Source organism: Desulfitobacterium sp. THU1, assembly GCF_038181555.1.
Classification (GTDB): domain Bacteria; phylum Bacillota; class Desulfitobacteriia; order Desulfitobacteriales; family Desulfitobacteriaceae; genus Desulfitobacterium.
In genome coordinates, this window is sequence record NZ_JBBWUA010000008.1 from 12140 (window position 1) to 39115 (window position 26976).

Here is a 26976-nt window from a genome sequence, read left to right on the forward strand (position 1 = left end):
TGCTCTATTATTTCAAGAATAAAGAACAGCCTTTGCTTTAACCTATTATACTTCAACTATTTAGCGACCACGGCCGCCTTAATATTCTCCTTGGCCACCGAGAGCATCAGTTTGATCCGATTGAGCTGGTTCACTTCACTAGCGCCGGGATCATAGTCTATCACCGTAATATTAGCACTAGGATAAGCTTTACGCAAGGAACGAATCATGCCCTTGCCAATGATATGATTAGGCAAGCAACCAAAGGGCTGCAAGCAGGCGATATTCATGACACCAGTGTGCAATAGTTCAACCATTTCTCCGGTCAAATACCAGCCCTCACCGGTCTGATTAGCCAAGGAGATATGCTCTTCAGCGCAGCGAGCAATCTCTTGAATAGTGCTGGGAGGTGTAAACCGCTTACTTCCCGCTAGGGCTTTACGCACATCCTTGCGGTAGTATTCCATAAGCTTAACCGTCAACATGCCATTGAACATAGCTTTAAAACTACCCGATAATACATCGAATTTAATTTTGTAACAATAGGCGCAGTACAATAAGAATCCCATGAGATCAGGCTGAATCACTTCAGCCCCCTCAGCCTCAAGGAGCTCCACGAGGTTATTATTCGCAGTAGGATGGTATTTGACGAGGATCTCGCCGACTATCCCCACTTTGGGCTTAACCATCCCTTCATGGATTTCCAGATCATCAAAGTCTTTGACCAGCTGATAAATGATCGCTTTGAGTTCTTTTGTGTTCCCCCGCCTTAAGGCTGCTTGGCATTTTTCCACCCAATAATCATAGAGGGCATTAGTGGAACCGGGTACCTTTTCATAGGGGCGGACACGATGGAGAACATTCATGAGTAAGTCTCCATAAACAATTCCCCAAAGAAGATCAGGAAGCATCTTCGCCGTGATCTTAAAGCCGGGGTTGGCTTCCAGGCCTGAAGCATTCAAAGAGATGACCGGTACTTGCTCCATACCTATATCCTTCAACGCCTTGCGAATGAAAGCAATATAATTGGTGGCACGACACCCGCCGCCTGTCTGAGAAATGAGTACCGCTGTCCGGTTCAAATCGTATTTTCCGGATTTCAAGGCTTCAATCAGCTGCCCGACCACGATAATGGTAGGATAACAGGCATCATTGTGAACATGCTTGAGACCTTCATCGATGGCGCCTCGGTCTACCGAAGGCAAAACCTCTACATTATATCCGGCCTTCTCAAAGCCCGTCTTCAAAAATTGGAATTGATGAGGGGCCATCTGAGGTGCAATGATGGTGTAGTTTTTCTTCATCTCTTGGCTAAAAATAACACGGTCTTTATTATCATAAAGCCTTTCCGGGATGAAATTCTGCTTATCTCGCTCCTGGACAGCGGCTAATAAGGAACGAATACGGATTCTTGCTGCTCCCAGATTGGTAATTTCATCGATTTTTAAAACAGTATAAATCTTACCATACTGTTCGAGGATTTCCTTGACCTGATCAATCGTCACTGCATCCAAGCCACAGCCAAAGGAGTTTAACTGGATTAACTCAAGATTAGGTTGTTCAGCAACGAATTGAGCAGCAGCATAAAGCCGAGTATGGTACATCCATTGGTCGACCACGCGCATGGGGCGTTCCGGATTTGTGATATGACGAATGGCATCTTCGGAGATTACAGCAAGGCCAAAGCCTTGCAGAAGCTCGGGAATGCCATGGTGAATTTCGGGATCAATATGATAAGGACGACCCCCTAAAACAATCCCTTTGATACCATGGGTATCAATATAACGAAGAGCTTCTTCACCTTTTTGACGAACATCACTCTTGTAATGCTCTAATTCCCCATATGCCTTGTCCATGGCTTGAGTAATTTCCTGTGTCGTCAAAGCTTCACTCTTAGCGAGCTCTTCAATAAGGCGTTTTCTCATGTGCTTAGGACTGTCAATGGGTAGGAAAGGTTGGTAGAAAGTAACGTCTTCCGTCTCCAGAATATCCATGTTTGCTCGAATGGTTTCCGGATAAGAAGTAACAATCGGGCAGTTAAAATGATTGTTGGAGTCCGTATCTTCTTTAAGATTATAGGGAATAGAGGGATAAAAAATCTTCTTAACCCCTTTCTTCACCAAATCGACAATATGACCATGGACGAGCTTGGCCGGGAAGCATTCGGATTCAGAAGGAATGGTATCTATTCCTGATTCGTAGAGCTTTTTCGTGGACCGACCGGATAAAACCACGCGATAACCTAATTCCGTGAAGAAGGTAAACCAGAAAGGAAAATCCTCATAAATATTGAGGACACGGGGAATTCCAATAACCCCACGTGGAGCTTCTTCCTCAGTTAAGGGCTTATAATTAAATACACGTTTGTACTTATACTCGTAGAGATTGGGTAGTTCACTGTCAACCTTTTCATGTCCAGCACCACGTTCACAACGGTTGCCGGAAATAAAAGTCTCGCCATTCGAAAAGTGCTTGAGAGTGAGTTGGCAGTTATTTCCGCATAGTCCACAGCGCTTCATTGTCGTTTCCGTGGTAAAGGTCTGAAGTTGATCAGCTTGGAGAAGCTGAGTCTCATGCCCCTTATTATAGCGCTCTTTCGCGATAAGGGCTGCCCCAAATGCGCCCATGATCCCAGCAATATCTGGGCGGACCACATGACGACCGAGGAGTTTTTCTAGGGAACGCAACACAGCATCATTATAGAACGTTCCGCCTTGAACAACAATTTTGTCCCCTAATTCTTCTGTATTGCGCAGGCGAATGACCTTAAACAAGGCGTTTTTAATAACCGACATGGAAATACCGGCAGAGATATCACTGACCGTTGCCCCTTCTTTTTGGGCTTGCTTCACCTTTGAATTCATGAATACGGTGCAGCGAGTGCCTAGATCTACGGCCTTCTGGGATTGCAGTCCGATACGAGCAAATTCCTTCACATCCATATTCAAGGAATTGGCAAAGGTCTCGACAAAGGATCCACACCCTGAAGAACAGGCTTCATTAAGCATGATCGAATCGATCACACCATTTTTAATGACCAAGCTCTTCATATCTTGACCACCAATATCGAGGACAAAATTAACTCCGGGCAGGAAAAAATCAGCAGCCTTAGCATGGGCTACAGTCTCGATTTCACCAATATCCAACTTGAGAGCAGTCTTAATCAGCTGTTCTCCATAACCAGTTACAGTGGAGTTTCGGATCGTAATGTCCGGGTTCAACTTTGCATACATGTCTTTAAGAGCATCAATAGTTGATTCCAAAGGACTACCCATGTTGCTTCCATAGTAGGAATAGAGCAGACTTCCCTCTTCATCAATCAGAGCGACCTTAGTGGTAGTCGACCCCGCATCGATTCCTAGGTAAGCAGGGCCTGAATAATGACTAGGATCAGCCCGGTTCACCTTATGGAGAGCATGTCTCTCTTTAAACGCCTTATATTCTTCCTCATCAACGAAGAGTGGCTCTGCGTTAGATTGTTCTTCATGAATGATGTTGTTGAGATAAGGTGCTTTATCGTACATGATATGCGCAGAAAATGGCTGCTCAGTTTGCGAGGACAAGGCGGCACCAATTGCCACAAAATATTGTGCATCTTCGGGGAAAATTGCATAATCCCCTTCTAGCTTTAGGGTTTCGACAAATCGTTTGCGCAGCTCGGATAGGAAGTATAAAGGTCCACCGAGAAAAGCAACTCTACCACGAATAGGGCGACCTTGAGCAAGGGCTGTGATCGTTTGATTGACTACAGCTTGAAGAACCGAAACGGCTACGTCTTCTTTTGCAGCACCTTCATTTAATAAAGGCTGAACATCAGTTTTTGCAAAAACGCCGCATCGAGAGGCAATGGGATAAATGGTCTTATAGTCTTTAGCCAACTCATTTAAACCTTCTGCATCCACTTGCAAAAGTGCTGCCATCTGGTCAATAAAGGCCCCCGTGCCACCGGCACAAGTGCCGTTCATTCTTTGTTCAATTGATTCGCCAAAATAGGTGATTTTGGCATCTTCTCCCCCCAGTTCGATAGCAACATCCGTCTGAGGAATAAGCTTTTTAACAGCGCTAGTTCCGGCAATAACCTCCTGAACAAAGGGAACGCCGAGCTTTTTTGCTAAATTAAAACCACCTGAACCTGCAATCATCATAGTGATGATTTGTCCATCTATTATTGACTTTGCATCTTCTAGCATCGAAAGAACTGTATCTTTGATATTCGAAAAGTGCCTCAAATATTGTTTATAGACAATGCCTTGTTCAGGACTGAGAATAACCATTTTAACAGTCGTAGAACCCACATCGAGCCCAACATTGAGCACCTTGGCCATCCATTCTCCTCCTATCGAATCAATTAAAAATAATTATATATACTGTATATATACTATAACATAATAATGGGTAACTAATGAGTTGTCAGAATATATCTATAGTATATAGATTAGGATTTTTTTTAATAATTAGCTAAGACAAGATAATATTGCCAGATAAAATCTCTGGACATCTGGACAATATTATAATAGTAATATATGAAGTGCATCGTGATTCGAGACACACTTTTAGAGCTTATCTTCGAAAAAGGTGTATTCTTATAATTATTCTACATAAATGCTAGATTTCCTTTCGTAAACCATAAGTTAAGGAAAACACTTGAGTATAAAAAGAACCAGATTGCGCAGTTATCGTCTGCAACAATCTGGTTTCCTTTTAGTGCCTAGCCATTATCGGCATTTTACACCTAGCGCAGTCCAGGTCTTAATTCCTACAATGCCATCCTGTACTAGTCCTTTGCTCTTTTGAAAGGCAATCACTGCCGCTTGCGTCTTAGATCCAAAAATTCCGTCAATCGGTCCTGGGCTAAAGCCCTGAGATGTCAAAAGGGTCTGAAGCTCTCTAACAGCTGGTCCTCGGGAGCCCATCCGTAAGGTGGGGCATGGTTGGGTTGGCGGCGGTGGTGGCGGTGTGGTACAGGTTACTCCTAGCGCTGTCCAAGTCTGAACACCGACAATACCGTCCACTAATAGCCCTCTGCTTCTTTGGAAAGCAATGACTGCTGCTTCTGTCTTCGGCCCAAAGATCCCGTCAATAGCTCCTGGACTAAAGCCGTGTGAGGTGAGAAGTTGTTGCAGACGAACAACGTCTGGTCCCGTTGATCCTTGGCGCAGGGTAGGACAAGGCTGTGGATGTGGCGGCGGTGTCATGCAATTAACTCCCAATGCTGACCAGGTCTGGACACCGACAATACCGTCCACTAATAGCCCTCTGCTTCTTTGAAAAGCAATGACTGCTGCCTCTGTCTTCGGCCCAAAGATCCCGTCGATAGCTCCTGGGCTAAAGCCGTGTGAGGTAAGAAGTTGTTGCAGGCGAACCACGTCTGGTCCCGTTGATCCTTGGCGCAGGGTAGGACAAGGTTGGGTTGGCGGCGGTGTCATGCAATTAACTCCTAATGCTGTCCAGGTCTGAACACCGACGATACCATCGACTAATAAACCCCTGCTTTGTTGAAAGGCGATGACTGCTGCTTCTGTCTTCGGTCCGAAGATTCCATCAATAGCTCCCGGACTAAAGCCATGAGAGGTAAGAAGGTGTTGTAAATGTACGACTGAGGGGCCTGTAGAGCCTTGTCTGAGAGTTGGGCAAGGTGCAGCTTGACCCGGCATTGGAGTTGGCATCGGCATCCCTGGATGCATAGGTTGCGTGGGAACACAAATAACTTGACCTGGGAAAAGACACATAGGATCACTGATTTGCGGATTTAACATGAGAAGCTCTTCGACGGTGGTGTTGAACATGCATGCAATGTCAAAAAGAGTTTCCCCAGGTTTGACCACATAATTCATAATTGCACCCCTTTCCATAGATTTTCCGTATATCCTATGCCAAAGACTCCGGAATGCTATTAGAAATGGGGCGAACAGAGAGAGAAATTTGTTTATCTCTCTTGGGCCTGAAGGGAATCGAGATGGCGATGTAAGCGTTTTAGCACCCGCCGGAACTGAAAGGAGTGCAGGGCGGAAATATTAATAATCCTCGCCACGCAACCCATGACTCTCCCCCGAGGCTCTAAATTTATGGAATAGCTAACCTTAGTATAACCGTTGGGTAATCCCTCAAGATCCCACCAACTCTCTCCCACAACCACGCCTTGGTAATAGCGGATGTCGATACGATGAGGTGAGGTTAAGGATGTGGTCTCGCAACGAAACCATCCCCCTGAAGCCCACACCTCAATCTTGGCGTGAAGATGGTCCTGTGTTTGTTCGAGGATGCGAACTCGAAATTCTCCGGGCCACCAGCTTTTATAGCCAGGAATGTCTGCAAGTATCGTATAGACCATATCTAGTGAGTAAGGATATTCATAGGAGTCCCTAGCCTGAATTCTGCTCATTCTTCTGTCGATCCTTCCTGCATCTTACTTTCTTCAAAGGTGTTCACAAGCCTCTCTGGTATCTTAGTTTTTTGACTAAGTATATAAATCGTAACCCCAACACCAATTGCACTAAGCAGAATACGCACCCAGAAAAGCTCAATCAAAAAGAACATGGAAGCAGACAAGGACAACCAAAGAAGCGCGATGGAAATTATCTTGGCGCGCAAAGGGATACCTTTATCTTCATAATAATCTTTCAGATAGGGGCCTAGCCATGGATTCGCCAAAAGTCTCTGGTGATGTTTTTCAGAACTCCTCAAATAGCAGGCGCCCGCTAATAAGACAAAGGGAGTAGTGGGAATCAGGGGTAAAAATATACCGATGACGCCCAGTACAACACTTATGGTCCCCACCCCTATCAATAGTGTCTTCATCATATTTTTCCCCTCACTCCCACTCCTTCCAAATCTCGGGTTGATAGCCCACCGTAGCTTTCTTCCCATTACGAACAATAGGAGTAACATAGAGCCTGGGATGAGCCAAGAGTAGCTCTTCGCGAATCTCAGCACTACGGATCTGATCAAGGTTTAAGGCTTTGTATTCTTTCGCCTGCTTATTGATCAGATCATTCAAGGGAACAGAGGCTTTGACGCTTTGCAATTCACCTTTGCTTAAGGTTTTCTCATTAAGATCAATGAACTGAAACTTAACGTTTCGTTCCTTAAAATAGCGTTCCGCCTTTTTTGTATCAAAGCACTTTTTAACACCAAAGATTTGTATATTCAAAGGACTACCTCCTTGCTCAAGTCGAGATTGTTCTTTCATCTGAGCTTTACACATGCTCTTACTATTCTTGACAATCCTTCTCTGCTGTACTTATTAAAAATATCATAGTTTATCGGTTAAAAAAAGGCCTTTCCTGACATGTTTCCATGGCGAGGAAAGGCCTTGCGACTTGCTATGCTCTTCTTAATTCATCCCCTTGGTGAATGATCTTCTGCATATTAGCTTGGAGACTGGATGAGAATATCATTTCCAACCAAGTAAAGTAATTTCTGATCACTACGTGGTCCTCTTGACAAAGCTCCATATAAGCGACTAAGGACATGTATTCAGTTTCATAAAGCAGTGAGGCGATAAATATCTCCGTAAAAATTTCTTCCCATTCCCCTGAGCTTCTGAGACAATCATCAAATATTTCTTGATACATATTCAGAAATCCTGGAGGGATCACCTGAGGGTCCTCTGTCAGAGCATGATGGAGAATGTGCGTCAAAGCATGGAGAATTGGGATCAAGGAACCCTCTCCGCCCCTACTAGGTTTAAAAATGCCCAGACAATGAAGCCGAGGGACCGTCATAAGGTTTCCTTCTTTTTCTTTTAACCCAAAGTCCAATAAAGGCACGAGTAGTGGATCTTCCGTGACGCTATGAAAGAATATCGGATACTCCTCTTTGATGAGTGCTAAAGCTAAGTCCAGCTCATGGATAGGCCCAACAATTTTTGACCAGGGAGCTTTTCGTGTCCCGTAGCTTCCCCGGTCAGCAAGGGATAGAATTTTTAGCAGCTCCAACACTTCACCGCTAAAGTTTGCAAAGCGGATATCTTCGGGTAGGCTGCCTAAGACATAGCATATCCAAAAGGCTAAAGCATCTTCAGGGGGAATAAGAGTATACAGACAACGGGCTTTATAATGCTTATACCGTATATCATCTGCAGCTTGGCGAAGATCCAAAATCAATTGTTGTAAGGAGTGTTTATCTGCTTTAGCTAATTGATCAATGACCTGTTGAAGAAGCTCCACTGCCTCATCAGGGTAACGCAGATTTTTAATTTTTTTCAGACAGGCCAAGGGTTGGTCAGCTTGTGCACCGCGGCTCAGCATTTTGCTTTGACAAGGCATTTTAATCACCCCTATTTCAGGTTTTCTGATTAAGGATTTCGCTGGGACAAGCTGATTCTCCTTGGTAAATATTGTCTATTATTGAACCTATTCGGAAGATAATGAGGATTCTTTGCAGTTATCTTTGTACAAAAAGATTACCGCTTTGAAGAGATCTCCATCTACTTCAATAGCAAAGCTTCCTTTTTGGATTTCGATTAAGCTTTGCACGATGGAGAGCCCCAATCCGCTACCTTGACTCGTTCTTGATTCATCCCCGCGTTTAAAACGTTCCATCAACTCCGCGGCAGATATATTAAGTTCGTAGGCAGAAATGTTTTTGATCGTTAATCTTACACCCGGGCCAGCTTCTTCGAGATCCACATACACTCGCGAACCCTCTTGGGCATACTTGAAAATATTGGACAAGAGATTCTCGATGGAACGCCACAAGAGTCGCCCATCCGCTTTGACCCAGATCTTTTCTCGGGGGTAATTCAATTTAAAATCTAACTCACGCTCTTGAATTTTTTCGTCCAATTCCCCTAAGCCTTGCTTTAATAATGAAATAATATCAATTCTCTCAAAGGATACGGGAATATCTCCGCTGGAGGCCTTGGCAGCTTCGAAAAGATCATCGGTCAATACCTTTAGTCGCTGTGATTTTTGATCGAGGACTTCAATATATTCTTGGATTTTCTCTGGATCCTCTTCTGTCTTTAATAAATCAACATAGGTGATAATAGATGTTAAAGGGGTTCGAATATCATGGGATACATTGGTAATCAATTCCGTCTTCAATCGTTCACTTTTAATCTCATTTTCTACGGCTTTGTTTAGACCATCAGTTATGGAATTGATATCCCCGGCGAGTCGAGCAAACTCTCCTGTTCCCGTGATATTGATTTTCTCAGTAAGATCACCCTCCTTAACTCGCTTGACCCCTTCTTTAATGGCCTTAAAATCCTTGACCTTTTTATAGGATAGCCAAACCGCCACCCCGATGGTGATCGGGAACATAAAGAAAGTTAAAGCAACACATGCGGGGTAACCAATAGTTATAATAGCCATCTTCACGCCCAGACTCCCACTATCATAAATGGCTTTAAGACCGGAAAATAGCTTATGAAATACTGTATAGGTTAAAGCGTGCTTGAGTAAGGTTCTATTCTTCAAGTGCTTAACCAAGGATAAGACAAAGAACAGTCCTAAGGCCGCGATGGCCAATGTTATGAAGTAAAATATCTCAGCACCCAAGCTATCACGATACAGCTCGATGCCGAGAGCGAACCATAAAGTAATTAAGCCAAGGCAAATCAAAATATTGATATCGTTATAGATTCGTTCCAAAGCATAGAAACGAACTTCTTGGTCATCACGAGAATTTCTTCCCCAGATAAAAATCAGATAAATAAAGGCAATAATTAGACCTGTGCCATACACTGCCATCTGGCTGAAGGCCTGACTAGCAACTGCTTTGTCATTCTGCCAATCTGTGATACGTGGGTTTAAAAAATCCTCTGTGAAGCCCACATACAACGCATCCGGGTAATCTTGGGAGTAATAATCGGGAGTAAGCCAATAGAAATGAGGATTGGCTTCAATCTCCCGGGGGTAGACCTCCCGGGTATAGCCGTCAAAAATGATTGAAGTAGGATAAGCAGAATACCCTTTTTTTGCAGATGCACCATCATTTGAGAATTCAAAATCCCCATCTCTCACAAAATATTTTAATCCTTCATAACCGTTGAGTCGTTGCAAAATAGAATGATATTCATAAAGATCTTCTTGAACCATGCGTTCTTTCAGTTCGGCGATATCATCCTGATAGACTTCTTGGAAAACGCGATAGTTTTCCGCCTCCGACTGGTTAGGATTATATTTTTCTGAGCGATCCCGGAACTCCCAGAATAGATTATCTGATCTATTCTTAAGGTCATCTTCTGAGATATCCCCGCCTGCTAGAATATGCTCTTCATTTTTATATTGACTGAGATGTCTTAGATCGTTGATAATACTGCTACTATCATTGATGAAGCTTTGACTATGATAATAGCTTTTCTCTAAGGAAACATCAAAATTACTGCGATTGATGATGACCATAACTTGAGTTATTGTTTGGGTAAAACAGAACACCACAAGGATAAAAGCCAGTACCTTTGCCAGAGGTGAATGGCTAAAGCTTTTCGATTTTATATCCAATTCCCCACACCACCTTTAAATATTTGGGCTCCTTCGGGTTGATTTCTATTTTCTCTCGAATCTTACGAATATGAACAGCAACCGTATTTTCAGCGCTGAAAGCCGCTTCATTCCAGACATTTTCGTAGATCTGATCAATGGAGAAGACTCTCCCTGCATTAGACGTCAACAGCATCAAGATCTTATACTGAACGGGAGTTAATTTGACCTCCTCACCATCCACTGTGACGCACTTGCTCTCGTCATCGATCACCAAACCACCAGACTGATAGATATTGGTTTGGGTCTCCATACTTCCTAAGGTGGTATATCTTCGCAGCTGTGATTTTACGCGAGCGATTAATTCCAGTGGATTAAAGGGTTTGGTAATGTAATCATCTGCCCCCATATTAAGACCCATGATTTTATCTGTATCTTCGGACTTAGCGGAAAGCATAATTACTGGGATATTGAGTTCCTCTCTGATTTTCATGGTCGCTCTGATCCCATCCATTTGCGGCATCATGATATCCATGATCACCAGATGGATGGACTCTGCTTCGATAACCTTAAGGGCTTCGAGACCATTGAAGGCTTTATAGATGGTATATCCTTCATGGGTTAAGTAGATTTTTATAGCTTCAACAATTTCTTTATCATCATCGCATACGAGAATGTTCATTTAGGGTACTCCTCTCACCAGCTTCGTTCAAATTATATCACGCCCTTCATTATTACTTTAGAGCAATGATACCCATTAATTCTTATCATTCTTCGGGTATAAATCTTAAGAAGTTCTTAAGATTACTGCAGATATATTGTGGTACAGCCCCTGCGGCGGAGAAGTCTTTTAGGCAAAATATGCTACTGCGGGTCCCAAAGGCCCACAGTAGCATATGCCATAATCAATCGTAGTATATATTAATTTCCAAGCTTGGGTGGATGTCAAATTCCCAAGCGCTTGGGAATTTGCATTTGGAGACAGCTTAAGGGGGTCCCCACTTCTAGTTTGCCATACTCCGGTAGCCTACAGATTCGAGCATTTTCTTGCGTAGCCAAGCAATAGATAGCGTTCTTAGGAATTTCAGCATCCCCCATCCAGCTCATTTCATCGAGGAAGGAATCCCCATGGTGAACAGCATAGGCACCTGCATCCGTGCCGATTCCTAACCGTACACCCATGTCATAGGCTTCTTTAATTCGTTTAAGGTGGCTATTGAGTATTCGATTTAAGGTATGCATCTCATGTGGGGAATATCTGTCTGAGGGATATTTTAAAAGATTACCGATAGGGGCAAGCGTAGGTACCCAAGCCATCTCACGTTCTTTCAGATGGTTTAAGTGTTCGGAAGTCATATAATACCCATGCTCTATGGAATCGACTCCGGCTGCAATTGCTCTGGAGATTCCCTCTTCCCCGCTGGCATGAGCCATAACTAAGATTCCTCTTTCATGAGCGGAATTCACTAAATTCCTGAGCTCCCCGACGCTCCATTGCACCGGTCCCACTTGTCCATATTCGCTAAAGGAAATAATTCCTGTCACTACCACTTTGAGCTGATCTGCACCCTGACGGAAGAACTCCTCTTTAAGCTGTTGCCAATCCTGTACATTTTGAAAGCCACGACCGAGAAAGCGTCCATACATGCCTTGCCTATTCACCGCTTCACGTACCGAGATCACTTTAGGCCCTATCCACTCCTGACTTTCGAGGCTTTGTTTGGCTGCCCAAGCAAAGCCTGGCAAATCTCCACCATCACGGATGGCAACGATACCCAACTCCAAATAGTGTCGCAAAGCATCCTGGATACTCATTTCGATCTGCGCAGGGTCCTGCCAGTTACGAAGGCATTGGAAAAAATCGATACTGTCTAAAGCTAAATGAACATGAGCATCGATAAATCCCGGCATAAGGATATAGGAGTGCCAAGGAAGATCTTGAGAAGAAGCCTTTAAGCACTCCATGGAGGCTATAAGGGGGCCAAGAGAGCTGACCTTGCCCTGCTCCCATTGCATGCGAATCGGTCCATCAACTCTGCCTAATTCGGGTGTCCAATATCCAGCCACTACCGCCGATCCCTGATTGGGTATTGCCAATATCCTTTTTTCTGCACTGCAGGAAATAAACATTTCTGCTCCTTTTTACTCTGTATCCTGGCGACGAGTAATAAGCGAAAAAGTCGAGGAACCAATCGCCACTAGGTTGTCGTTTTCATCGAAAACATCGATGGTCCCTATAAGAAGTCGTTTACCTTCTTTAACGAGATGGGCAAAGGCATAAATGTCTGAATCCACAACAGGTAAAAGATAATTCACCTTTAGCTCGACAGTTACCGCATACTGAGTCGGTCCGATAGCTTCATTAACTGCCACTGCCATGGCAGTATCGATGGCTGTAGCGATAATCCCACCATGTAGGCTCCCATGAACTTGTTTAAGATTATCTGAATTGGTAACCTTGACGCCTCGTTTACCTTGCTGATTCGAAATTATGTCGATCCCTAGGTACTTCCATACTTTACTGGAACCTAGCACCTCTAGACTAGCCATGTTTTCCTCCAAGACTAAAACTTTGTATCGTCCACTTGATTGAGCCAAGCTTCAATAGTTCCGATGACCGATTTAATACATCCATCTTGGAAGGGTGAGATTAAATGACCTAGCTTCACCAAATCCAGAAATGACAGGCTTCCGCCAACCTTGCACAAGCCTAAGTAATCCTGCCAAGCCCTCTTACCGTCTTCTCTAGATTTCTTCCAAAATTGAAAGGCGCAGATCTGGGCAAGGGTGTAGTCAATGTAATAGAAGGGGTTACCGAAGATATGTCCCTGTTGGTGCCAATACCCTCCGCGCTCCAAATAGTCATTTTCTTCATAATCTCGATGGGGTAGGTATTTCTTTTCTATAGCGCGCCAAGCCGATTTCCTTTGTTGCGCGGTGGCTTCGGGATTTTCATAGATAAAATGTTGAAATTCGTCCACTGTTACTCCATAGGGAATAAAGAGTAGCGCCTCACTTAAATGGTTAAAACGATATTTAGCGGCTTCATCTTCAAAAAATAGCTCCATCCAGGGCCAAGCAAAAAACTCCATACTCATGGAATGAATTTCACAGGATTCGTAAGTCGGCCATTGGTATTCCGGCAGAGTATGATGGCGGCTCGAATACACTTGAAAGGCATGACCCGCTTCGTGGGTCAAGACATCCACATCACCGAAGGTTCCATTGAAATTCGAAAAGATAAAGGGTGCTTGATGTTTGCTGATATAGGTACAATAACCACCGCCAGCCTTCCCTTTTTTGGTGACCAGATCCATAAGCTCGTGATTGACCATATAGGTAAAGAATTCCTCCGTTTCCGGAGATAATTCCTCGTACATCTTCTTGCCCTGTTCAATAATCCAAGCCGGTTCGCCATGGGGGGTCGGATTCCCTGAATTAAAGCTTATCTTTTCATCATAGTAATATAAATCCCGTAAACCCAGACGCAGTCTTTGACGCTCTCGCAAACGGGTTGCTACAGGAACAATATCTTCTTGAACTTGCTTGCGGAACTTAGCCACCATTTCCGCATTATAATCGGTGCGCAGCATCCGCGCATAACCCAACCCCACATAATTAGGGTAGCCCAGCTTCTGGGCAATCCGTGTCCGGACCTTAACTAATTGATCAAAAATAGAATCCAAGGTTTCTTCATGTTCTGAAAAAAAAGCATATCTTGCTGAAGCAGCTTTTTTACGAAGCTTCCGGTCCGTAGATTGCAAAAATGGGCCCAAGCCTGATAGATTGCGTTCTTCCCCTTCAAACATGATCTTAGCCGAGGCAATGAGCTTAGTATATTCAGTGGACAATTTATTCTCAATCTGCAAATCCTCGATAATCTCCGGTTTAAAGGTCTTTAAGGAGAGTTCGGCCATGCAAAATAGCTGCTGCCCCCATTTTTTCTCTAATTCCGTGCGGAATGGGGAATCCAGCAAAACCTGATAAAATTCCGAAATCAGTCCCTGGTAGAGAGGTGAATTCTCGTCAAAGAACTCCTGCTCCCGCTCATAATAGGCATCATTTGTATCGATCGTTTGACGTATCGAAGCAATCTGCATCATGGAGTCAAACTCTCCACGCAAGCTATTCAGCTTAACAAGGATGTCATCCTGCACTTGAAACTGATCCGCTTCTTTAAATTGCTCTAGAAGATTCCGGAATTCTCCTTGGTAATTCTCCATATCAGGACGTGCATAAGGAAAATCTTGAAATTTCATCTCTCAACCCCCACCTAAAGCTAACTGGCATCATCTAAAACAGGTCTATTTCTTTCTTAATTTGTTAGACCCAAAGCATTCTTTGCCAACTGATCAACATAATCGTTGAATTCATTGCCACTATGGGCTTTTACTTTTTCAAAGCTATAGATCCCACGATATTGGTTCATCATTTTGGCATAAGCCTGAGTAAATTCGTTTTTTGCTTGCCATTCTCCCGTAGCCCAATGAGCGATCCCAGCGTAATCATGAAGAATGCGGATTGTAACGCCAAGCTGTGACGCTTTTTTTACCGCATAGAGAGCTGCGGCAATCTCGCCCGCCACGTTACGCATGGTTGCTGCCGAAGGATTCTTACCCACATCGCTGGCTTCATAATGAACCTTACCCTCTTTGACAAAAGCATAGGCCCAGGCATACTGGCCATTTACAAAACTTCCATCCGTATAGACTTCATAATCCGCCGAAAAAGATTTACTCTCCGACTTTAACTCGTCACTGCCTGTGGAACTCTGGAACAGTGATTCCCCATCATACCATGCTTGAGCCTCTTCTCGAGTGGGAAAGGATTTATAAACCGCTCCCGAATAGCCATGGATGGCTTTTTTGCACGTTTCCCAAGAGGTGAATACTCCCTTTTCCCGACCATCACGGACGGCGTAAAACTTCTGTTTTTGATTCCCCATGAAAAATATTCCTCATCTGTTTACTTTTTCTTCAATGGTAACACAGGGGTGGACTACGCCGCAATATATCTTAATTAGCGGCTTCCTTGAGATCCTCAGCTATTTGATCGAGAAGTTTATTCATCTCCTGCTCCACTTCCAAGGTCTCCATATCGCACCACTCACCCCAAAAACCTTCATGGTCTGTAAAAATTCGGTATAAAGGAACTTCTTCCTTGAGCATGATTTCCTTGGCTTCCTCAGGTAAGCTGTCGCTTATCTTAGTGGCAATGTTCATAGCCAAGCAGAGGGTATCTTCATTTTTGGACAACTGCTCAATGACTTCAAATCCGACTCCTGAGGGTGCCCCTTGCTCATAGTAAAAGCTCATAATCAGGCTATCCTGATTCTGCTGGTTTTCCGATCGCACTTGGTTTTCTTCCACAATGATTCCTCCCTATCCTTATTTGCTTTAGTTTATCCTTAGGGAGTTGTTTTCACTCGTTGCAGCATAAGCTAAGCTAGCAGCTCCAAGGTATAGCTTAGTCCCATACCAAGGGAACCCACCAAGCCAAAATAGAGAATGGCAAACTGAACCCGCTCCTTCAAGGGCACCTCATAATAGACCGATAGTTCATGGCGCTTCTTCCAGAGATTATAGACCTGAAAGAAGCCTAAGAATACAACGATTAAGAGAATGGGGTTAAAGGACCGAAGCATTAGATAGATTAATACGGGGAGACCGACGAGCCAAAGATAGGGAGAAACGGCACCCACAATTCGGCCTCCATCCAAGGGATGGACGGGAAGAAGGTTAAATATATTGAGAAGAAACCCGACATAAGCGAGAACTAAGGCCAGTTCATACCCTGTTAACCAATAGAAGAACAAACAGAGCACCGCCGCGAGACTGCCGAAGAGGGGGCCTCCATAGCCAACCTGAGCTTCCATAACTGCATCTCTGGGGGTCTCCTTCATCCCTATGAGAGCACCCACAAAGGGAATAAAGACGGGGCCTGATACTGCTAACCCCACCCGCTTGGCTGTGAGATAATGTCCCATTTCATGCACAAAAAGCAATGCGACAAATCCTAACGCAAATTTTGCACCATAAAAAACGGCATATATCCAGACCGTAGCGAACATCGATACTGCGGTTGTGGCAAATTTGCTCAGCTTAAGAAAGACAAAGAGAAACTTCAGCTTCGATAAAAGAAATACGATCAGAAACTTCCCCTTCATCAAAATAGCTACGAGAAAGGCAGCTACTGCCATTAAACCCTTCTTACGTTCTTTCTGGGGAGCCATGCTTTGATCAGCCAGAAATCCCTCATCTTCTCCCTCTGGAGATGCTACTATCTTAACTTCATTCAATTCCTCTCGCCGATAAGGATCACCTTGACCCAGCCAATTCACTTGACCTGAAGGCGGTAAAGAATCGCTTTTGTTATGCTCGTGGTTTAACTTATCGATTTTCCTTCTCTCCTTTTCTTTTTATCCACCATTATCTAGATTACATACTCTAGACTCTATCCTTTTGGCTCCACATTTTTCTTCATCAAGGGAATAACTCTATTCTCTCCAGAACCCTTCCAGGATGGGCTGGATCTGATTATTATCTTGGAGGTAGTGGACATCCTTCCAGTCCTTAGGGAAAAGCCGCTTATAGGTCAATCGCGTAAATCTCTCATCAATTAAGAGAATAACTCCGCGATCCTGTTCCGTCCTTATCACTCTTCCACAGGCTTGGAGCACCTTATTCATCCCCGGGTACATATAAGCATATTCAAAACCCTGGCGATTGTATTCTTGAAAGTAATTGCGGATGAGATCCCGCTCGAGACCAAGCTGAGGAAGTCCGACACTGACGATGATTGCTCCGGACAGGCGGTTTCCGGTGAGATCAATCCCTTCCCCGAATACTCCCCCCAGTAAGGCTAAGCCGACGAGACTTTCTTGGGGATCAGCTCGAAAAGCTTCTAGAAATTCCTCACGATTTTCCTCTGTCATCCCGTAAGTTTGGGGTAAGAGCTTGAGCTCTGGGTGAAGCATCCTCAAGCGTTCCTGAACACGCTCAAGATACTCATAGGAGGGAAAGTAGACTAGGTAATTGCCCCTTCTGCTTAACACAAGCTTCGCAATAGCTTCTACGATAGCATCCAAGGACATCGAACGTTGATTATATTTAGTGGAGATGTGTTTCTGAAGCATGACACAGAGATTATGCGGCGGAAATGGAGAAGCTAATTGCAACTTATACGAGGTTTTTTCTCCCCCTAAAATTTTAATAAAATACTCTAAGGGGCTTAAGGTTGCAGAGAAAAAAATCGCCGCACGCCCCTTGTTTAAGACCTCACTTAACCGCTTTGCAGGATCTACACAAAAAAGCTTTACCCGGTAGTCTTGTTCTGTACTCTGAAAATACGTCAGATAGTGTTCATCATAGCTTTCTGCTGTCCGCAAAAAAGCCTGAATATTAAAATACAGCTCTGTTAATTTCTCTTTCCAGGGGGAGTTTTCCTCTTTCTTAAAGATCTTCTCCGCTTCATTGACAACTCGTTCCAAGGATGAGTACAAGGAGGTGGGAGCGTCTCCTGTTACCTCAAGTCCTTGTTTTTTAAGCTTGAGAAGATTCTTATTTACCGTCTGCAGGCGTTTTCCGAGAACCGGTTCTTCCTCTTGGACAAGATTTTTAACCTGCAAGAAATCTTCCTTATTGATTTCTGCAGAAAACATCTCCCGCGCTCGATCCACAAGATTATGAGCTTCATCAATCAAGAAAGTGTAGGCTCCACCTTCAAGAAAAAAGCGTTTGAGAAAAACTCTTGGGTCAAATACATAATTATAGTCGCAAATGACGAAATCCGCCCAATTGGATAACTCCAAGGAGAATTCAAAGGGACAGATAGCATGAGCCCTAGCAATAAGCTCAATATGCTCTCTGTTCCAAACATTAGCTTGAAAAATATCCGCCAACCCCGAACCTAGTCGGTCATAATACCCTTTGGCAAAGCTGCAATCTTCCGGAGTACAATCACAACCGGGATTAAAGCATATCTTGTCCTTGGCCGTAAGGGTAAGTCTCTTGAGAGACAAGCCTTGGTGCTCGAGCATTGATAAAGTGCTTTCGGCAACGGTACGGGTGATGGTTTTAGCTGTCAGATAAAAGATCGGTGTCTCTTCACCTTCGAGAAGAGTTTTTAAGGCCGGAAAAATCGTCCCCAGTGTTTTGCCAATACCCGTGGGGGCCTGGGCATACAGCCTTTTTCCTTCTTTAATCGTTTTATAGACAGCAACGACGAGCTCTCTTTGACCCTTACGATAAGAAGGATAGGGAAATTCCAGCTGGGCTATGCTCTCATTGCGAAGCTGCGCCCAAGCAGAAAGACGATTTGCCCATGCACAATAGCGTTCTACCAGATCAGTAAAGAAGCTCGCCAATTCCTCATAGCTAAATAGCTTTTTAAACTCCTTTGTTTCGTGAGTCTCTAGGTGGATATAGGTTAATTGAACCTCGATTTGAGCCAATTCTTCATGACTCGCCAATATATAAGCATAGCACTGAGCTTGCGCCCAGTGCAAAATACTGTAGGATGGGTCGATTAAGTCTAACTCCAGTGAAGTCGATTTAATTTCTTCGACCACAACTCCCGATTCACTTCGAAAGATTCCATCCGCCCGCCCATGAATTTCTAAGCTGAGTTCGCCTTGGTGATAAATTGTCTGTAAAGTGACTTCAGGTTGATAATCTTCCCCGCGTTGCCTCTGCAGGATCTGATGAGCATGGGTCCCTTCGACTAACCTCGTAGCACTTCTAAAGCCTGTTTGCAAATCACCCTGTCTTAAGACGAACTCTACCAGGTTTCGAACAGAAACCCTTTGTTTTTTGTCCAAGACCTGCTACTCCCTTTTATTCTAAATCTTTAGTACCTCGATAGATATACTCAAATAGTTCTTCCAGGTCTTCTTTTTCTACGCAGGAAAAAGCGACACGAATATCTGATTCACCCAAGGCAATAACGCCCACCCCATACTCTTGAAGTAAATGCAGTCTTAATTGCTCTGCCTTTACCCCTCCTTTAAGCTTGAGGCACATAAAATAGCCGGAATTAAAGGGATAATAGTCCCAAAGCTCTTGATATTGACCGCTCTTTAATATCTCTTTGACCTTTAAGGCTCTGCCTTCCATGATCATGTACTTTTCTTGTTTTTGTTTCTCATAGTCGGGAGACTCCAAAGCATGAAGAACAAAGGTCTGCGCAGGGTGTGACGCATTGGAAATAGTGCCACGAATAATGGCTTTTGCCTTATTCTCTAAGCACTCGCAAACAACGGAACTGGCATCCGCAAAGGTGATAAAGCCCACCCGGAAGCCCCATACATACTCTTCCTTGGTAGGGCCATCGACTTTAACAGCTAAAATGCGGGGATGGATATTAGCAATACGACCAAAGAGCGATTCTTTAATAGAATCCTCGTAGAAGAGACCGAAGTAGGCATCATCAGCTATTACCACCAGGTTAATCCCTTGATCAGCGACTTCCAGCAAGGCATCAATAATGGCTTGGGCTTCTTGTTCAACAGGGGTATAACCGGTAGGATTATTCGGGAAATTGAGGAGCAGGACCGCCTTGCCTTGCTCTTTTTGAGCCAGCAAGGCTTCTTTCATACTCTGAGCATTGAACCTTCCGTCTTCTGCAAAAAAGCTAAAGTTTTTAATTTTGGCATCCCGACGGGTCCCAAAAATCATGGTATAGTTACCCCAGATTTTATCGGGAAGAACTAAAGTATCATCAGGATTCAAAAAAAGATCGGCAGCGATGCTTAATCCATGAGTTAAGGCATTGGTCACAATCGGTAGCGTAAAGGTTTTCCCCTGCAGTGAAGGGTTATCTTTAAGGATCTTTTCTCTCCAGATTGCTCTAAGCTTGGGTTTTCCGGCAGGCGGTGCATAAGTATAAATATCTTGAGGGTTGTACTCGGATAGGGTATCCTGAATAACCGATAAATACATAGGTTGCCCTTTTTCCGTAGCCATTCCGATCGTAGCATTAAAGCGATAAGCCTTTTCCTTGGCTTCATCGGTCTGAGTCAAGATCCCTTTAGGATAATACAAGTTTCTTCCTAAATCTGAGAGGAGCTCGTATACATGAGGATTTTCTTGCTCAATCTGCTCATTGAGTTCCCTAGCGATATCATGCATGAGATTTCTTCCTTTCCCTCTGGCACATCCTTAGTCTGATGTTCTATATTATTCAACAAATAAACGCTCTGATCTCCTAATGTGTATATTATTCTATCTAAAGATCCCTTTATGATTCGATACAAACTCAAAAAGTTCCTCCCCAATTACACGAGTATATAGAATACATGATCAATACAAAGGAATGACGGCTGACACTCGGCAACCGTCACTACCTTAGATATTTTCTTCTGAATGAATTTCCTTAACCTCAAAATGAGCATGTGCTAATACCTGAGCAAGCACTTCTAAAGGTGTCGTGGCAACTTCACGATACATACGTTGAGTGTATAAATGACGAATATTCGGCAGCTCTTGTTGGAGATTTTTACGGATCTTTTCTCCCGAGTCATCGGCATCCACCAGAAGATACACTTCTGACTCCTCAAGCTGGGTTGCCCATTCTTCAATCTTTTCATAACTTATGGTTCCATGACTACAGAGTATTTCGACGGGTTCTGCTAAAATCTCCTGGAGACGTTCTTTATCTGTTTTTCCCTCGACGATAATAATTTTAGACATCCTATTTCCTCCAGTCCCACTAATTTATTGGAAAAAGACCTAAACACAGCGTTAGGTCTAGGATGGCTAAAAAGTCCTTAGCTTCATACATTTTCAAACAATATTTATATTTTTCTGGGAAATGATCTCCGCAATTCTTTTCTCACTTTGGACTGAGTACTCTTCATTCATTGGGGCTGACCAGCCCTCACTCATCATTTTCCCCATGACCTGTGCGGCATTGATAGCATCATCCAAAGCGGAATGGAGAATCCCGATCTGCTCGATAGCATTCTCCTCGATGGCCTTTTTTAAAGACAACAAACGCTCAAGCGAACGATAATCCTTGTACTGTTCCGCTAAATCAATGTAGTTATCCCAGATGAACGGATAAGCCAAACCATATTTTTCACACACATTACCCAAGACTTTGCGATCCGCATCCCCCCAAGCAACTACATAAGTATCACGACGGGGTGCCAGTTCTTGAAGGTGGCTAATCGCCTCTTCCAAGCTAACCCCATGATCCACATCCTCTTGACGAATACCCGTAATCCCATAGCTTTCCTCTGCTAAACGAGGCCAAAATCGCGGTTTCACAAAAGCACTATAGGTCTTATCCCCTAATTTACCATTACTATCAAGAACAATGGCACCTACTTCAATAATTTCCGAAAACCAAGCCCTGGGCTTACCATAGCTACGGGGCACGGAAAACTCAAAATCCACTACCAAAAAATCCATTATGCAATCTCCACTCCTTAAAATTATTCAGTAACTTCGCGGATTTTTTCTATTCTTGTCAGCACCGAAGGATGGGTAAAACTCAGCCATTCGACGAACCTTGGAGGAGATAAATCGGAGCGATTCTTCAAGGCAAGATTCATCTGCAAATGGATAGCCGCCTCGGGATCTCCCGTCAAGATGACTGCCGTTTGGTCTGCTTCGATTTCCATCTGTCGAGATATGGAATTTTGCAATGGGGCACTGACAAAGTTAGCAAGCAAAATAAATAAGAGCAAAACAGCCCAAATTAGCGGCGGAATATGCCGGTTGGACATATACGGACGTAGAACAAGATATGCTAAGCCCCACACCAAAAAGCTTCCCAAGATACCTAAGGTGAGTCCCCTGGCAATATGGCCCTGTTGCCAGTGTGCCATTTCATGAGCGATAACGGCTTTTATTTCAGCCAAGGAATACTGATTGAGAAGATTATCGTAAAGAACAATTCGCTTGGTCCCACCCACCCCAGCGAAATAAGCATTGGCTTTTGTCGTTCTTTGGCTGGCATCCATGACTAGAATTTCCTTGATTTCTAAATCAGCCTTGTCCACAAGCTCATAAACCATTCCCGTAATTATCGGATCATCAATAGTTCGAAACTGATTAAACATAGGTGCGATTAGGATGGGCCAAAGAATACTTTGTATAACCAACCAAAGAGAAAAGAAAACGCCGCAAATAATCCACCAGATTCTTGGCCAGATATGAAAAGATAGAAATATGAGGACGACACCCACCCCGCCGAGTACAATATCGATGATGGACTGTTTTAGATAATCCACCCACCAGGAGCCGAAGGTTTGAGTAGAAAATTCCCAGAGATGCTGCCAGTAAAAGCCACTGAAAAACATAAAAGGCAAAAGAATTAATGCTAACATCACCCAGATTATCAAGTAAAAGACAAGATAACCGCGCCAAGGATTACTCTGATACCTGTCTTCACACCATTGGGAAAGGCGTCCGCCCCGCCCTGAGGCTAGGAACCAGATAAGAAACAATGCTTGGAACATAAAGCTCAGTATATAGGAAATTCTTATTCCTTTACTATAATCTTGTCCTTGCTGAACTTGTTCCAAGCCAAAGTACTGAATCGCTTCTGGACGGATATACCCAGGGAAAAGGACATACCCTAAATACAGCAGGCTAAAGAGGAGGGCAAGACTCATGAGTGATATCCAAATCGTCGTGCTTCGAGTTTTCAATTCAGACTCCTCCTTGGCATCAGTGCATTCTTAATCTATTACAGGTTAAAAATCGAATATACCACTAAGTATATGTTTCCTGAAAGGAAATATGGCGCGGACCCCCATAAGAAGCAAAAAAGTTCTAGCTGTTAGGCCTGAGAACCAGAAATAGACCGCCTATCATCAATGCCACTCCAAGTAGACGTAAACTATTGACGGGTACCTTCGCTACCCCGAGTAGTCCAAAATGATCGATAATAAGTCCCACCATAATTTGACCAAGAACAGCTGCCGTTAATACACTCGTCACCCCAATTCTTTGCACGGAAAGAATCGAACAAGTCACAGCAACAGCACCTAATGCTCCCCCGACCAACCATAGCTTCGGCACCTGGGCAACTTGACTGAGATTGCCTTTGCCGAAGAAGAATACCGCAAAGAGCAAACAGATCATCCCCACCGTAAAGGAAACCAGCGCTCCCTCTATCCCCCCGATCCTCTTTCCTAACGCACCGTTAATCGGAGTCTGAATTCCAAGCAACATTCCTCCCAATATGGCAACGAAGACAAATAAGCCTTTCATGGACAATCTCCTTCATCAGCTCTGGCACGAGCTACCAGCTCTATCTTACTTATTATACAACTATTATTATACAACTATTATTCTACAAAAGACTATACATAAATGACTATAAAGAAACCCGGCTTCGCAGGATGACACAAGTATGCAAGGTCGTTTTACTTTTGAAAGTACAAAAAAAGCTTGCTGGAGAAGCAAGCTTTCAGATATTGATCTCTTTATCGAGCATCTTAAACTATGACTTATCTAGAAGATCAACTCATCTGCGGATAAAATGTTTCGCATACAGTTTCTTCAGCAGAATGAGAACTTTCATTACGGATGGCAACATGGTCAGCATGACACATTTCCGAAGAATTATAAGTACAGTTCACTGCATTGCAATGAACCTTGGGGTCCATAACCGGTTCTGAGGATACCATCTGTTTTAAAGACCCGCTAAAATTCATATTCCCCATCGATGAAACGAAGTTACCCACACTCTTTGAACTAAAGGTTCCACAAAAGGTGTCATCACCTCCTGTGGTTTGCCCTCCTTGAACTTTAATCTCCTCTGCTGAACAAAGTTGACTGCGATTATACACGCAATTTACCGCATCACATTTTAATTGAATGCTCATATTCATACTCCTTCCAGACTCATCATAATATGGATTAGGGTTAGTATTGCCCGCTTTTTCCTCTTTATTCCCAAACAAAAAGGAAGGTATCCTTTTTTCTAAGGACCTTCCTTCGCTCTTTCTATGAAATCACAAGCTTGATATTATTGTCATCCAAAACGCTCCTCAAACTCATCCATGTTAAGCAGGACTTGGCGAGGCTTACTGCCTTCATAACCTCCAACTACCCCGTTATCCTCCAGCAAATCAATGAGTCTTGCCGCACGGGCATAGCCCAGCTTTAGCTTTCTTTGCAGATAAGAAACAGATGCCATGCCGGTTGTGATGATGAGATGACCCGCTTCCATAAAGAGCTCATCATCGGGACCTGCGCTCTCACCCTTGACCGAGGGTGAATCGTTGATAAATCCTTCTGGATCAAGATACTCAGGTGACCCTTGAGCCTTCCAGCAAGCAATAACTCTCTGCACCTCATCATCAGTGACCATACACCCTTGAACCCGCATCGGCTTATTTATTCCTTGCGGTGAATAGAGCATATCCCCGCGCCCTAATAATTTCTCCGCCCCTGTGGAGTCGAGAATGGTTCGGGAGTCAATCTGAGAGCTCACCGCAAAGGAAATCCGACTGGGAATATTGGCCTTGATTACTCCAGTTATCACGTCCACTGAGGGGCGTTGGGTAGCGATAACCAAGTGGATTCCAGCCGCACGCGCCATTTGGGCCAGTCGGCAAATCGATTCTTCTACATCGTCGGCAGCTACCATCATTAAGTCAGCCAACTCGTCGATAATGACTACAATCCAAGGCATCGCCGGCACAATCCGTGCAGCTTCGCTACTTAGAACTTTTGTTTGTCTCTGCTCTTGCGCCTTCATCTGATTATAACGTTCAATATCGCGTACCCCGGAAGCAGCAAAAAGCTCATAACGGGTTTCCATCTCTTTAACTACCCATTTCAAAGCAGCAGCAGCTTTCTTTGGATCTGTGACCACAGGTGCTAACAAATGAGGTATCCCATTATAAATGCTTAGCTCGACCATTTTGGGGTCAACCATTAAGAACTTAACCTCATCGGGACAGGTATTAAAAAGCAATGAGTTAATAATAGCGGTAATACAAACACTCTTTCCCGAGCCAGTAGCCCCTGCTACTAGGAGATGAGGCATTTTAGCGAGATTGGCCACGATGGATTGATTACCGATATCTTTGCCCAGGGCAACACGCAGCTTAGCAGAACCTTCTTTAAACTCAGGGGTCTCGAGAACCTCACGAAAAGGAACGGATCGTGGATGCTTATTGGGTACTTCAATACCGATGGCTGATTTTCCGGGAATCGGAGCTTCAATCCGTACATCACGTGCAGCCAAACCTAAAGCAATATCATCAGCTAAATTAACAATTCGACTAATTTTCACACCAGGTGCGGGAGCTAATTCGTAACGGGTAATTACGGGACCTCTGGCAACCCGAATGACTTTAGCATGAACTCCAAAATTCTCCAGGACCTGTTCTAAGTGTTTTTGAGTATCCTGGTCGTGAACAATTGTGACCTGCGGAAGGGTATCCAGAAGGTCAAAGGAAGGTAATTTCCAAGCCTTGGCATACCGTTCTGGTTTAATATTTTCAGTCTTGGACTCAACAGGTCTCTGTTCTTCGACATTGCCAACATTTATGGCTGAAGGCATGAATTTTTTTGTAATATCTTCCCTTGCTTTAGTCTGAAACTGTTCTGCTTCTACTTCAACTGCTTCTACTTCAACTTCTTCTGCTTCTACTTCTTCTATGACAATTACTTTTTCTACGGCTACCTCATCTTTATGTTCTGCTTCTTCCTCTTCCTCGTCGAAAGACATTGTTTCTATGGATTGGGCATCCTTATCGAGGTATGCAGCTTCCCTTGCACACTTGGGATAGGTATTTTCTTCTGGCTCTCTAGGCAACTCAAGCGACACTTCCCCTAGGGCTGACCTTGAAAAGCTGTTTTCAATCCAGCTAGGATGTGGCTTACCAAGTAACGCTGTCCTCTCTTCAGGGGAAACTCCTTTAATTATGTTGTCTTTGCGGTCTAGGTGGTCATTCTTTTTGAGCTGCGCCACTTGACCCGGATAATAATCGGAACCCAAAGTCGTAAAGCTCGGTTTATCCCATTCACGCTTACTCGGAAAAAGTGTTGTTTTTTTAGATTGCTCATTATCTATCGGCTGATTATCCTCAAGCTCTTGTTCAATTTCAGCACTCACTTCTTCAAAATACTTGGAAAAACCTTTTACAGTTTCTAAACGAGTACCAATAGTCTGGAAAGAGTGCTCCTGTCCTTCCTTAAAATAGGTATCAAAGTCCTTACCCAAGGAATCAAGCTCAACTAAGGGCTCCATAGGCTCTAACTCTAAGTCCGAAGAAAAATATTCAGAAAAACCTTTTAAAGGCACAAGCTTGCTTTTGGGAAGTTCAACTCCTTGATTAAAAAAATCCGTTTCATCAGGGAGCTCTTCCCGAAGGTGCTTATCTTTTAAGTTTCTACTGGGCCTGTTACGTTGTTGTGACTTGATTCGTTTCGTCGATGACTCTTGTCTTTTCAAGAATAGGGTCGATGCCCAGACTGCCATAGCTAAAATAAAAAAAACGAAGGGCGCCAGCCAAGCCTTCTCTCCCAAGGGGTATTTAAGAAGCTGGTAAAAAGCCTTGCCGCCCGTGATCCCCAATTCACCCATCAATGCCAGAAAGCCTAAT

22 protein-coding genes are annotated in these 26976 nt (G+C 43.8%); all 22 read right to left on the reverse strand.

The genetic code is table 11. The features are described from left to right. Window positions 1-56: 56 nt before the first annotated feature. A complete protein-coding gene (locus AAC978_RS08550) occupies window positions 57-4304 on the reverse strand; it encodes an acyl-CoA dehydratase activase-related protein (protein ID WP_341547631.1) in 4248 nt (1415 codons plus the stop codon). Window positions 4305-4694: 390 nt separating this feature from the next. Beyond that, window positions 4695-5831, reverse strand: coding sequence for a PGRP and LysM peptidoglycan-binding domain-containing protein (locus tag AAC978_RS08555; RefSeq protein WP_341547632.1), 1137 nt, complete (start codon window positions 5829-5831; stop codon window positions 4695-4697). Window positions 5832-5905: 74 nt separating this feature from the next. Further along, window positions 5906-6361 carry a type II toxin-antitoxin system RatA family toxin gene (locus tag AAC978_RS08560; RefSeq protein ID WP_341547633.1) on the reverse strand — a complete coding sequence of 152 codons (456 nt, stop codon included), beginning with the start codon at window positions 6359-6361 and terminating at the stop codon, window positions 5906-5908. Next, window positions 6358-6780 (reverse strand): YbaN family protein, encoded by a 423-nt coding sequence (locus AAC978_RS08565; RefSeq protein WP_341547634.1) that lies wholly within the window; start codon window positions 6778-6780, stop codon window positions 6358-6360. Before AAC978_RS08565 ends, AAC978_RS08560 begins: the two co-directional genes overlap by 4 nt. A gap of 10 nt (window positions 6781-6790) precedes the next feature. Further along, window positions 6791-7129: an arsenate reductase family protein gene (locus AAC978_RS08570; RefSeq protein ID WP_341547635.1), complete on the reverse strand. Its 339-nt coding sequence runs from the start codon at window positions 7127-7129 to the stop codon at window positions 6791-6793. A 172-nt stretch (window positions 7130-7301) separates the two neighbouring features. Beyond that, window positions 7302-8246, reverse strand: a complete 945-nt coding sequence (locus AAC978_RS08575) for a hypothetical protein (RefSeq protein ID WP_341547636.1) — start codon at window positions 8244-8246, stop codon at window positions 7302-7304. 87 nt (window positions 8247-8333) lie between these two features. Further along, the gene (locus tag AAC978_RS08580; RefSeq protein WP_341547637.1) at window positions 8334-10427 is read right to left on the reverse strand and encodes a sensor histidine kinase; all 2094 of its coding nucleotides are present in this window, start codon (window positions 10425-10427) and stop codon (window positions 8334-8336) included. Further along, the gene (locus tag AAC978_RS08585; RefSeq protein ID WP_341547638.1) at window positions 10402-11088 is read right to left on the reverse strand and encodes a response regulator transcription factor; all 687 of its coding nucleotides are present in this window, start codon (window positions 11086-11088) and stop codon (window positions 10402-10404) included. The genes AAC978_RS08580 and AAC978_RS08585 overlap by 26 nt, the downstream gene beginning before the upstream one ends. Window positions 11089-11351: 263 nt before the next feature. Further along, entirely contained in the window at window positions 11352-12536 is a 1185-nt protein-coding gene (locus tag AAC978_RS08590; RefSeq protein WP_341547639.1) for an amidohydrolase family protein, read from the reverse strand. 12 nt (window positions 12537-12548) lie between these two features. Beyond that, entirely contained in the window at window positions 12549-12956 is a 408-nt protein-coding gene (locus tag AAC978_RS08595; RefSeq protein ID WP_341547640.1) for a PaaI family thioesterase, read from the reverse strand. A gap of 14 nt (window positions 12957-12970) precedes the next feature. Continuing rightward, complete coding sequence (locus AAC978_RS08600; protein ID WP_341547641.1) at window positions 12971-14665, reverse strand: M3 family oligoendopeptidase; 1695 nt, start codon at window positions 14663-14665, stop codon at window positions 12971-12973. A gap of 56 nt (window positions 14666-14721) precedes the next feature. Then, the gene (locus AAC978_RS08605) at window positions 14722-15351 is read right to left on the reverse strand and encodes a ribonuclease H family protein (RefSeq protein WP_341547642.1); all 630 of its coding nucleotides are present in this window, start codon (window positions 15349-15351) and stop codon (window positions 14722-14724) included. Between the two features lie 70 nt (window positions 15352-15421). Then, complete coding sequence (locus AAC978_RS08610) at window positions 15422-15775, reverse strand: hypothetical protein (protein ID WP_341547643.1); 354 nt, start codon at window positions 15773-15775, stop codon at window positions 15422-15424. A 71-nt stretch (window positions 15776-15846) separates the two neighbouring features. Next, complete coding sequence (locus AAC978_RS08615; RefSeq protein WP_341547644.1) at window positions 15847-16746, reverse strand: site-2 protease family protein; 900 nt, start codon at window positions 16744-16746, stop codon at window positions 15847-15849. 156 nt (window positions 16747-16902) lie between these two features. After that, window positions 16903-19224 (reverse strand): ATP-dependent DNA helicase, encoded by a 2322-nt coding sequence (locus AAC978_RS08620; RefSeq protein ID WP_341547645.1) that lies wholly within the window; start codon window positions 19222-19224, stop codon window positions 16903-16905. A gap of 16 nt (window positions 19225-19240) precedes the next feature. After that, window positions 19241-20533 carry an aminotransferase class I/II-fold pyridoxal phosphate-dependent enzyme gene (locus AAC978_RS08625; protein WP_341547646.1) on the reverse strand — a complete coding sequence of 431 codons (1293 nt, stop codon included), beginning with the start codon at window positions 20531-20533 and terminating at the stop codon, window positions 19241-19243. A 216-nt stretch (window positions 20534-20749) separates the two neighbouring features. Beyond that, complete coding sequence (locus tag AAC978_RS08630; protein WP_341547647.1) at window positions 20750-21094, reverse strand: toprim domain-containing protein; 345 nt, start codon at window positions 21092-21094, stop codon at window positions 20750-20752. Window positions 21095-21187: 93 nt separating this feature from the next. After that, window positions 21188-21817, reverse strand: coding sequence for a 3'-5' exonuclease KapD (gene kapD / locus AAC978_RS08635; protein WP_341547648.1), 630 nt, complete (start codon window positions 21815-21817; stop codon window positions 21188-21190). A gap of 23 nt (window positions 21818-21840) precedes the next feature. Next, entirely contained in the window at window positions 21841-23061 is a 1221-nt protein-coding gene (locus AAC978_RS08640; protein WP_341547649.1) for a M48 family metallopeptidase, read from the reverse strand. 124 nt (window positions 23062-23185) lie between these two features. Then, complete coding sequence (locus AAC978_RS08645) at window positions 23186-23626, reverse strand: DMT family transporter (protein ID WP_341547650.1); 441 nt, start codon at window positions 23624-23626, stop codon at window positions 23186-23188. 251 nt (window positions 23627-23877) lie between these two features. Next, window positions 23878-24243, reverse strand: a complete 366-nt coding sequence (locus AAC978_RS08650) for a DUF1540 domain-containing protein (RefSeq protein WP_341547651.1) — start codon at window positions 24241-24243, stop codon at window positions 23878-23880. Window positions 24244-24392: 149 nt separating this feature from the next. After that, window positions 24393-26957, reverse strand: coding sequence for a DNA translocase FtsK (locus tag AAC978_RS08655; RefSeq protein WP_341547727.1), 2565 nt, complete (start codon window positions 26955-26957; stop codon window positions 24393-24395). Between the last annotated feature and the right edge of the window lie 19 nt (window positions 26958-26976).

Coding starts and splice junctions, on each gene's coding strand:
- AAC978_RS08550 (WP_341547631.1), bottom strand. CDS start 4,304: ATGGCCAAGGTGCTCAATGTTGGGCTCGATGTGGGTTCTACGACTGTT.
- AAC978_RS08555 (WP_341547632.1), bottom strand. CDS start 5,831: ATGGAAAGGGGTGCAATTATGAATTATGTGGTCAAACCTGGGGAAACT.
- AAC978_RS08560 (WP_341547633.1), bottom strand. CDS start 6,361: ATGAGCAGAATTCAGGCTAGGGACTCCTATGAATATCCTTACTCACTA.
- AAC978_RS08565 (WP_341547634.1), bottom strand. CDS start 6,780: ATGATGAAGACACTATTGATAGGGGTGGGGACCATAAGTGTTGTACTG.
- AAC978_RS08575 (WP_341547636.1), bottom strand. CDS start 8,246: ATGCCTTGTCAAAGCAAAATGCTGAGCCGCGGTGCACAAGCTGACCAA.
- AAC978_RS08585 (WP_341547638.1), bottom strand. CDS start 11,088: ATGAACATTCTCGTATGCGATGATGATAAAGAAATTGTTGAAGCTATA.
- AAC978_RS08590 (WP_341547639.1), bottom strand. CDS start 12,536: ATGTTTATTTCCTGCAGTGCAGAAAAAAGGATATTGGCAATACCCAAT.
- AAC978_RS08595 (WP_341547640.1), bottom strand. CDS start 12,956: ATGGCTAGTCTAGAGGTGCTAGGTTCCAGTAAAGTATGGAAGTACCTA.
- AAC978_RS08600 (WP_341547641.1), bottom strand. CDS start 14,665: ATGAAATTTCAAGATTTTCCTTATGCACGTCCTGATATGGAGAATTAC.
- AAC978_RS08605 (WP_341547642.1), bottom strand. CDS start 15,351: ATGGGGAATCAAAAACAGAAGTTTTACGCCGTCCGTGATGGTCGGGAA.
- AAC978_RS08625 (WP_341547646.1), bottom strand. CDS start 20,533: ATGCATGATATCGCTAGGGAACTCAATGAGCAGATTGAGCAAGAAAAT.
- AAC978_RS08630 (WP_341547647.1), bottom strand. CDS start 21,094: ATGTCTAAAATTATTATCGTCGAGGGAAAAACAGATAAAGAACGTCTC.
- kapD (WP_341547648.1), bottom strand. CDS start 21,817: ATGGATTTTTTGGTAGTGGATTTTGAGTTTTCCGTGCCCCGTAGCTAT.
- AAC978_RS08645 (WP_341547650.1), bottom strand. CDS start 23,626: ATGAAAGGCTTATTTGTCTTCGTTGCCATATTGGGAGGAATGTTGCTT.
- AAC978_RS08650 (WP_341547651.1), bottom strand. CDS start 24,243: ATGAGCATTCAATTAAAATGTGATGCGGTAAATTGCGTGTATAATCGC.
- AAC978_RS08655 (WP_341547727.1), bottom strand. CDS start 26,957: ATGGGTGAATTGGGGATCACGGGCGGCAAGGCTTTTTACCAGCTTCTT.